This is a genomic window from Paenibacillus senegalimassiliensis (assembly GCF_001486585.1).
Taxonomy (GTDB): Bacteria; Bacillota; Bacilli; order Paenibacillales; family Paenibacillaceae; genus Fontibacillus; species Fontibacillus senegalimassiliensis.
In genome coordinates, this window is sequence record NZ_LN909033.1 from 1 (window position 1) to 6,130 (window position 6,130).

At 45.3% G+C, this 6,130-nt stretch carries 13 protein-coding genes; 1 reads left to right on the forward strand and 12 read right to left on the reverse strand.

Annotated features, from left to right (window positions below):
- Positions 1–20: 20 nt before the first annotated feature.
- The 11 genes from BN3279_RS00245 to BN3279_RS00295 form a co-directional block, all read right to left on the reverse strand.
- Positions 21–224 (reverse strand): hypothetical protein, encoded by a 204-nt coding sequence (locus tag BN3279_RS00245; protein ID WP_059048701.1) that lies wholly within the window; start codon positions 222–224, stop codon positions 21–23.
- Between the two features lie 36 nt (positions 225–260).
- Positions 261–608: a hypothetical protein gene (locus BN3279_RS00250; protein WP_148466784.1), complete on the reverse strand. Its 348-nt coding sequence runs from the start codon at positions 606–608 to the stop codon at positions 261–263.
- A 53-nt stretch (positions 609–661) separates the two neighbouring features.
- Entirely contained in the window at positions 662–1,096 is a 435-nt protein-coding gene (locus BN3279_RS00255) for a hypothetical protein (RefSeq protein ID WP_059048703.1), read from the reverse strand.
- 36 nt (positions 1,097–1,132) lie between these two features.
- Positions 1,133–1,810 carry a hypothetical protein gene (locus tag BN3279_RS00260; protein WP_059048704.1) on the reverse strand — a complete coding sequence of 226 codons (678 nt, stop codon included), beginning with the start codon at positions 1,808–1,810 and terminating at the stop codon, positions 1,133–1,135.
- A gap of 43 nt (positions 1,811–1,853) precedes the next feature.
- Positions 1,854–2,186: a DUF7694 domain-containing protein gene (locus BN3279_RS00265; protein ID WP_059048705.1), complete on the reverse strand. Its 333-nt coding sequence runs from the start codon at positions 2,184–2,186 to the stop codon at positions 1,854–1,856.
- Positions 2,183–2,743, reverse strand: coding sequence for a hypothetical protein (locus tag BN3279_RS00270; RefSeq protein ID WP_059048706.1), 561 nt, complete (start codon positions 2,741–2,743; stop codon positions 2,183–2,185). The genes BN3279_RS00265 and BN3279_RS00270 overlap by 4 nt, the downstream gene beginning before the upstream one ends.
- A 13-nt stretch (positions 2,744–2,756) precedes the next feature.
- Positions 2,757–3,230: a hypothetical protein gene (locus BN3279_RS00275; RefSeq protein WP_059048707.1), complete on the reverse strand. Its 474-nt coding sequence runs from the start codon at positions 3,228–3,230 to the stop codon at positions 2,757–2,759.
- On the reverse strand, positions 3,206–3,463 hold the full coding sequence (locus tag BN3279_RS00280) for a hypothetical protein (protein WP_059048708.1): 258 nt from the start codon (positions 3,461–3,463) through the stop codon (positions 3,206–3,208). Before BN3279_RS00280 ends, BN3279_RS00275 begins: the two co-directional genes overlap by 25 nt.
- Positions 3,464–3,467: 4 nt before the next feature.
- Positions 3,468–3,827 (reverse strand): hypothetical protein, encoded by a 360-nt coding sequence (locus BN3279_RS00285; protein ID WP_059048709.1) that lies wholly within the window; start codon positions 3,825–3,827, stop codon positions 3,468–3,470.
- Positions 3,805–4,725: a hypothetical protein gene (locus BN3279_RS00290; RefSeq protein WP_059048843.1), complete on the reverse strand. Its 921-nt coding sequence runs from the start codon at positions 4,723–4,725 to the stop codon at positions 3,805–3,807. Before BN3279_RS00290 ends, BN3279_RS00285 begins: the two co-directional genes overlap by 23 nt.
- A gap of 411 nt (positions 4,726–5,136) precedes the next feature.
- Positions 5,137–5,454: a hypothetical protein gene (locus tag BN3279_RS00295; protein WP_232436721.1), complete on the reverse strand. Its 318-nt coding sequence runs from the start codon at positions 5,452–5,454 to the stop codon at positions 5,137–5,139.
- A gap of 72 nt (positions 5,455–5,526) precedes the next feature.
- Between BN3279_RS00295 and BN3279_RS23625 the strand changes: the two genes are divergently transcribed.
- Entirely contained in the window at positions 5,527–5,703 is a 177-nt protein-coding gene (locus tag BN3279_RS23625) for a hypothetical protein (RefSeq protein WP_157686423.1), read from the forward strand.
- Here BN3279_RS23625 and BN3279_RS00300 read toward each other — a convergent pair.
- The coding region (locus tag BN3279_RS00300; RefSeq protein ID WP_157686424.1) for a hypothetical protein at positions 5,675–6,130 on the reverse strand (456 nt) is incomplete at its 5' end. The two genes, BN3279_RS23625 and BN3279_RS00300, sit on opposite strands and share 29 nt — an antisense overlap.

Consider the following 6,130-nt stretch of genomic DNA (forward strand, 5'->3'; position numbering starts at 1 on the left):
ATTTTCGAACTGTGACGTTTTCACTTCATCATGGCTTGAACTTGTTGCTGAATTTTCGCCGCAATCTGCTCAATATTGCTTGCATGAGTTTCAATATGTCGCAGCCTTCCAGAGGGACGATTGCCGGCCTTTGTTCGGCCAACGGCGTAATGCTCTATCTGTACATAATTTTCATGTAGATCATCGAGCAATGAGAATAATTCTTTATTCTTCTGATTTGCCATTTAAACACTTCCTTCATTAAATGTGTCAATTATCACTTACGACTCGTTAATGTTTACTAAAATAACCTTTTCCCACTCGTAACTACCGACAATGCTTTCGGCTTTCTTTTCCGCTTCTTTGTCCGTCAACTTGTCGTCATACAACTTGTCGTAAGCTTCATTAATCAATTGTTCTTCATCATCTGAGCGGATATAAATGCGCTCTCCCATTGACACAACTTCATCGACCTGCGCCGACCCGAATACAGCCGTCCAACGATTATATCCATCATCGGCTACAATTTCGGAGTCTACCATTGGCAATACTCTCAAATCCGGATTTTCCGCTATCAATTTTAGTAACTTTGCAACATTTTCTTTTTGAATCTGCATTTCTGTCTTCACCTTCATTCACTCCTTCATTAAATGGTCATTGCGGCGTTGCCGCGGAATGTGCATTATCCCCAATGTCCATGACGCTTCAAAATATCGGCAACTTCTTTCGCATATGGTTCATCGACATTGATAACCAAGTAGGCATTCACAGGATGTTTCCCATCCCTTTTTCTGCCCATCTCAATCTTGTTGCAAAGACAGTGAAAATCGTATTTTTCTTTGTCGTTGAGGTACTTCACCGCATCTTCGCGCTTAATAACTCCACAAAATTTTTTTGCTACCCCATCCAGCCAAGCAGATTCCCTGCGCCTTGTGCTTCCGTGCACTCCCAAGTTGTCAAATGTCATAAACCATCCCGGCTCAAATCTTACTGACTTGCCAACATCATCAGTTACCAGCAAACTACCGTCAGAAACATTCAATGCGCTCTCGTATACTTTTCCATGGGTAAAACCCTCAGATGACTCACCAATATACCTTACATCTATTACGGACATTTAAAATCCTCCTTCGCTCTTTGGGTCGAATGCGCATCAAGAATACTCTGGATTGGTGAAACTCGTTTCGTAATCATCGATAATCAATTTGGCTTTACGAGTCCACATTTTGAATATTGTTGCATCCGCACCATACAAACCGCCCATAATCACTTTGTTGTCAAAGCTTTTGTCACCAATTTCTGCTCTGCGGACAGTTGCATCTTCATCAAGAACGATTTGATATTTGCATCGATGCCATGATTTATCTTCCTCGGGGTCAATGTAGACGTACTTAGAACTGTATTTGTCTTCAATGATTACGGTGATTTCTTTGTAGTCTTCATAATCCAATTCGTTCAGTTCGCAGTCTTGCTCAACAATTTCTTCAATCAGTTCGGACAATTTATACTCTTCTTTTGACGTTCCCAACACTTCCTGAATGCTTTCTTGAATTCGCTTCGCCCCTTCTTCATGAACTGATCTTTCCAGTTCGCCTTTTATGACATTCAAAATCACTTGATTGTATGAAGGGATGTCCAATCTATCTAAATTGAATTGCATTTGTTCCTGGACTTGCTGCTTCAAGGCTTTTCCGAAATCGCTGTAACTTCTTAGCGTATCTTCGATAACCTCATCAATTGTTCTCTCTAATTTTTTTCTTACAATATTTTCGACATAACCTTCATCTTTCAGTGCTGATAAAGTGTTGTTCACCATTAAATTCAAGTCCATGTTAATTCCTCATTTCTATTATTTTTTTTGGGTCTTTACTGCATCAAATCCCGAACGGCAACTTCATTCCCGCGGGCAGCACCCACAGGTGATACATATTCGCTTGATCTACTAACTCCGAATTCTTCGGGAATACCTCTAGGGCAATCCGTTCTTCGCCAAGTAGCTCATTCTTGATTCTCTGTTTCTCTGCCCACGGTATATCCGTATTTTCCGCGTTTCGTATGCAGGCGTGGACTACTTGGCCCCACTCCGTCTCTACCACCCTAGACATAACAGCATATTCTCCGTCGGTGTAAGCTCGGTCAAGCTCTGCAAACCACCCGGCACCCGTATGCATGCTCTTGGGCGATGGCTTTCCAATCCATTTACTCATTGCTTCTCACCGCCTAAGTGGGCCGTGAGGATGCGAAGTTCCCACTCGGCAAAGTCTCCAATGAGATATTTCCGATCTGATACCCTGATCCCATCTTTCAGACTGTTAGGCTTTCCAGCGTGAGCCCTGCTCCATTGATTCTTTTCCAACGAGTGATTACGGGCTATTTCTTTGGCGCGTTCTTGGCTGGCTGCGCCAATCCAATATTTCTCCGTCGGTTCGTCTGCTTTTTCCCCGCTTGCGGCCTCGATCTGCTTCTGCAGCCTGCCTAACTCCGCGTTTTGCCGCTGAAACCTATTCTCTTCTCCTTGATACTGGCAGATGTAACGAGCCGCCGTGTCCCGAGACTCTATCAATTCGGAGCGAAGGGACGCTATCTCGATGTCCCGCTGCTCAAGGGTAATAATTAAATCGTCGACAATCTCTTCGGGGTCTACCGTCAGTGGCATCGTTCCCGTTCGTGAAGCCTGGAAGATAACTCTGTCGCCGGTGTTAAATACAACTACCGTTTTGTCGTGCAGGATACTTCTGATTTCCCGTTCAGGTTCATAACTCATATTTTTATCCCCTTTACAAAATTTCTAACTGAAGCTTCTTCCGGCGTTCGTCAAACAACTTCGCCCGCGCTTCCTTGCGATCTACTGGATAAATCGGCCTAGCAATAAGGTCAATATGCAAGTCAGTCCCTTTCAGCGACAATCCGGAAAATTCGGTTATTTTATAACACTCGCCTTGGACGTATTGAATCGTTCCGGGTCTTATCCCGTCTACTTTATCCCACTTGGCATGTGGTAAATTAACCACCAGTTCGATTTCACTCGTTTGCTTATAAGCCTTAGCCTTGCTGACGTAATCCAGGCTGGTCAGCCGCTGGCACGTGTAATTCACGTCAATTCGATTGTGGCGGATAAAAAAGTTCTCAATGCCTAGAATTAGCAGCGGCTCTCCCTGCACCTCTATCACATCGCCTATTTTGTGAGGCTGACGAAAGAGATTGAATCTGCTAATGACGGTTATGATTAGCCTGTCGCTCGCGATACCCAATAAAATCCTCTCCCCTTCCGTCCCGGGTCCTCCAAGATATAAGCAATGCCTTTTCGACTGTAATCATCTTGCTTAACCTTCAAATCCCCAAACCTGGTATGGATGCTTGATAGTTCGGCTAGTGGAGAATCCGGGAATACATACAAGCGAAGTTTGTTAATGTCTCTGCCCGAACGAATCACGGGTTCTAACGCCCCCTCAATCATGCTTAAGGCCTTCGGATGAATAACCATCGCTTCACCGCCCCCCTATCGGCCTAACTCCGTCGCCTCGACGACGAGCTAACACGGCCTTCTCCAGTTCGGTTGCTTGACTTAAGTTGATCTGCTCAATGAATCTCGCCCAAAATGGGATATACCTGAATTGCGTTGGCTCAGATTGCTTGTAGAGATAAGCGGCAGGAGCTTCCCTGGGTCCAACGGGGCAACCAAGCACTCGGCATCTGGTAAAGGTAAGCAAGATATCGCATACGGGCTCAGGTCCTCCGGTCCATTTCCCCTCCCACACCCATCCATGATCCGTCTGTATCTGCCTGGGCAGCAGGCACGGCTTCCCGGACCTCTCTGCCTGATACTTATTGAGCCACAGGTTGTCCACTCAGGCCCTTCCTCCTCTTCCGTTCCTCCGCCTGTCTTACGAGTTCTGCAAATTCCGCTTCGGTAACTTCCGCTTCGGTATCACTTGGCACAATTGGTATCTCCCGCTTCTGGTTCTTCGGTACGTAAGTATTCCTAGCAGGCTTCTTCATGGCTAAGACCAGCTTTGGGAACTGCCTACGAAATGCTTCCGCGCTCAAAACGTTGCTCTTCCAGAATCCATCCTTGACGACCCAATCCATAACCGATTTGATAAGTTCGGTGTCCGATTGCTTGTCCAGCTCCACGAGCTTTCGAAAATCATCTGCCCAGGTCTGGAGGTTTGTCCGATCTGTTAAATGAGTAAGCCCTTCATCAGCAGCCATTGCATCAACCCGGCCCTTGAAATACACCGCCATTTTGTAATACTGACTATCTGGTGCATATTCCGGCTTCTTCCTCCCTTGCTTTTTACCAGGTTCAGAAAATTGAAGTGCAGGAGAAGGGTATGCGTCCTGATCAGCCGGAGGCGATTCGGGACAAGAATCTTTTATATCTTCTTGGTTATGGTTTAGGTTAGGGTTAGGGTTACATATGGACTCCGCGTCGTGTCCGTCCTCTGTCCGCTGGACATCTTTCGGAACGTCTTCGGAATCCCTCACTACCTCCGCTGGCTTTCTTCTGGAATTCGCCTTTCTCAAAGCATCGCTTTTCCTCCGCTCAATGAGCTTTCCCGCGTAGTCATACCAATCGTGTATTACGCGTCCTGATGCGGTTTGATCGATGTATCCGGCATATATCAAAGCATCCATTAGCACATCTGGATCACCGTCATATTCCATGGCATCGGCAATGTCCTCTGCTTCAAATTTGGATACATCTCCATCCTGAGCAAATTCCATCGCCCACCACCAAAACATATGCAAGTGACCCACCGCTGTCGGCACCGACACACCCAATTTCCTGCAAAATTTACGCGTTTTTGGATGCCTATCCGTTCCTTGATGGCTTTCTATCCACGCCATTTTCTTGATTCACCGCCCTCTATTCTGGACATGATTCAGATGTAGCTAATATGTCCTAACTGTGTCCAACGGACATCCGTAAGGCTTAATCTGCTTCACATTTACGTAAAATCATAGGTTGTGATATAATAATGGTGAAAATTTTGTAGTGCTCCTTACAATCTTCCGGGCCTTAACCGGAGGATTGTTTTCTTTCTCCGCAGACATTGATCCGCAGCCACTTCATTTGTGTGCGAAACCTCGCGGCCTTCAATTCCTGCTCCCGCTCTTCCCTGGTCAACGACATCCAATCCTTGCCCCGAGTAATCATCCTGCAAACCTTAACTGTATCGCTTTGAACGCAAGCTTCTTATTGTTACTATCAAGCCGATCCATGAGCGAAAGGTCTATAGCGCTTTGACCATTGAATAAATGTAATGCCAGACGAAGCATGAACTTATCTGCTGGACTCCAGGAACGTGATATCCGTTCGAATCCATCCACATCAAGGGACAATTCTTCAAAATCGATAAATTGATTGATGTATAACTTCAATTTAGAATGATTTGCGAAGATGTGCAGTGCCCCGCTCCAATATCGGTCTTTCTTGAGTTCATCTGGTAACAACATAATCTCTCCTTTCAAGTAGGAATTCCCTCCCTCCTGTCGAATAATGGAATTGTCCAGATCCTCATTATCACGAAAGGAGGATGACTCGTGTCAAAGACCAATAAAGAGATAGCTCTCGAATTGACTATTGCAATATCACATTCACTAATTGCAGAAGTTGGAACGATTGGTCAGGAGAAAAATGATTCTCTTGCTGAACAAATTGCTAAAGCTTATTTAAAAATCTATGAGACTATTAATTCCGCTTTGAGAGAAGAACATTAATCTTCGCTGCTTCGATCAGTTCAGCTGTTCCTTTGATTACTTCCGGGAGCGCTGCTGTATCAGCAATGGAAGCCGCATTTGCTTTACTCTGAATCCAGTCCAAAAGAATTCCAATTGTTTCATGGACTTTATTCAGCAAATCATCTTCAACAGGCAACGTACTCTCATACCCTGCCTTGATCTTCTCAAGCGGGGTATTTGCCATATACTCCTCTGAACATAGATGATGATTACGCGGCGCATAGAACTTCATAGGTTTATCAAACTCCTTGATGCCTACCTCTTTCATCCAATCGAGTTTCTCCGGTGATATTTCGGGCTTCTGCTCCGACTTCTCAATATCCTTTACAGCAGCATCGATGGTCGGATATGTCTTGGAGGGAGCCAGCGGTGGATCAATCTTGTTTCCCTGTTTGTCGCCCGCTTC

What these genes read in the sequence shown, in the direction of transcription:
- BN3279_RS00265 (WP_059048705.1), bottom strand. Translation starts at nt 2,186, where the DNA reads ATGAGTAAATGGATTGGAAAGCCATCGCCCAAGAGCATGCATACGGGT.
- BN3279_RS00260 (WP_059048704.1), bottom strand. Translation starts at nt 1,810, where the DNA reads ATGGACTTGAATTTAATGGTGAACAACACTTTATCAGCACTGAAAGAT.
- BN3279_RS00290 (WP_059048843.1), bottom strand. Translation starts at nt 4,725, where the DNA reads ATGTTTTGGTGGTGGGCGATGGAATTTGCTCAGGATGGAGATGTATCC.
- BN3279_RS00280 (WP_059048708.1), bottom strand. Translation starts at nt 3,463, where the DNA reads ATGGTTATTCATCCGAAGGCCTTAAGCATGATTGAGGGGGCGTTAGAA.
- BN3279_RS00255 (WP_059048703.1), bottom strand. Translation starts at nt 1,096, where the DNA reads ATGTCCGTAATAGATGTAAGGTATATTGGTGAGTCATCTGAGGGTTTT.
- BN3279_RS00245 (WP_059048701.1), bottom strand. Translation starts at nt 224, where the DNA reads ATGGCAAATCAGAAGAATAAAGAATTATTCTCATTGCTCGATGATCTA.
- BN3279_RS00270 (WP_059048706.1), bottom strand. Translation starts at nt 2,743, where the DNA reads ATGAGTTATGAACCTGAACGGGAAATCAGAAGTATCCTGCACGACAAA.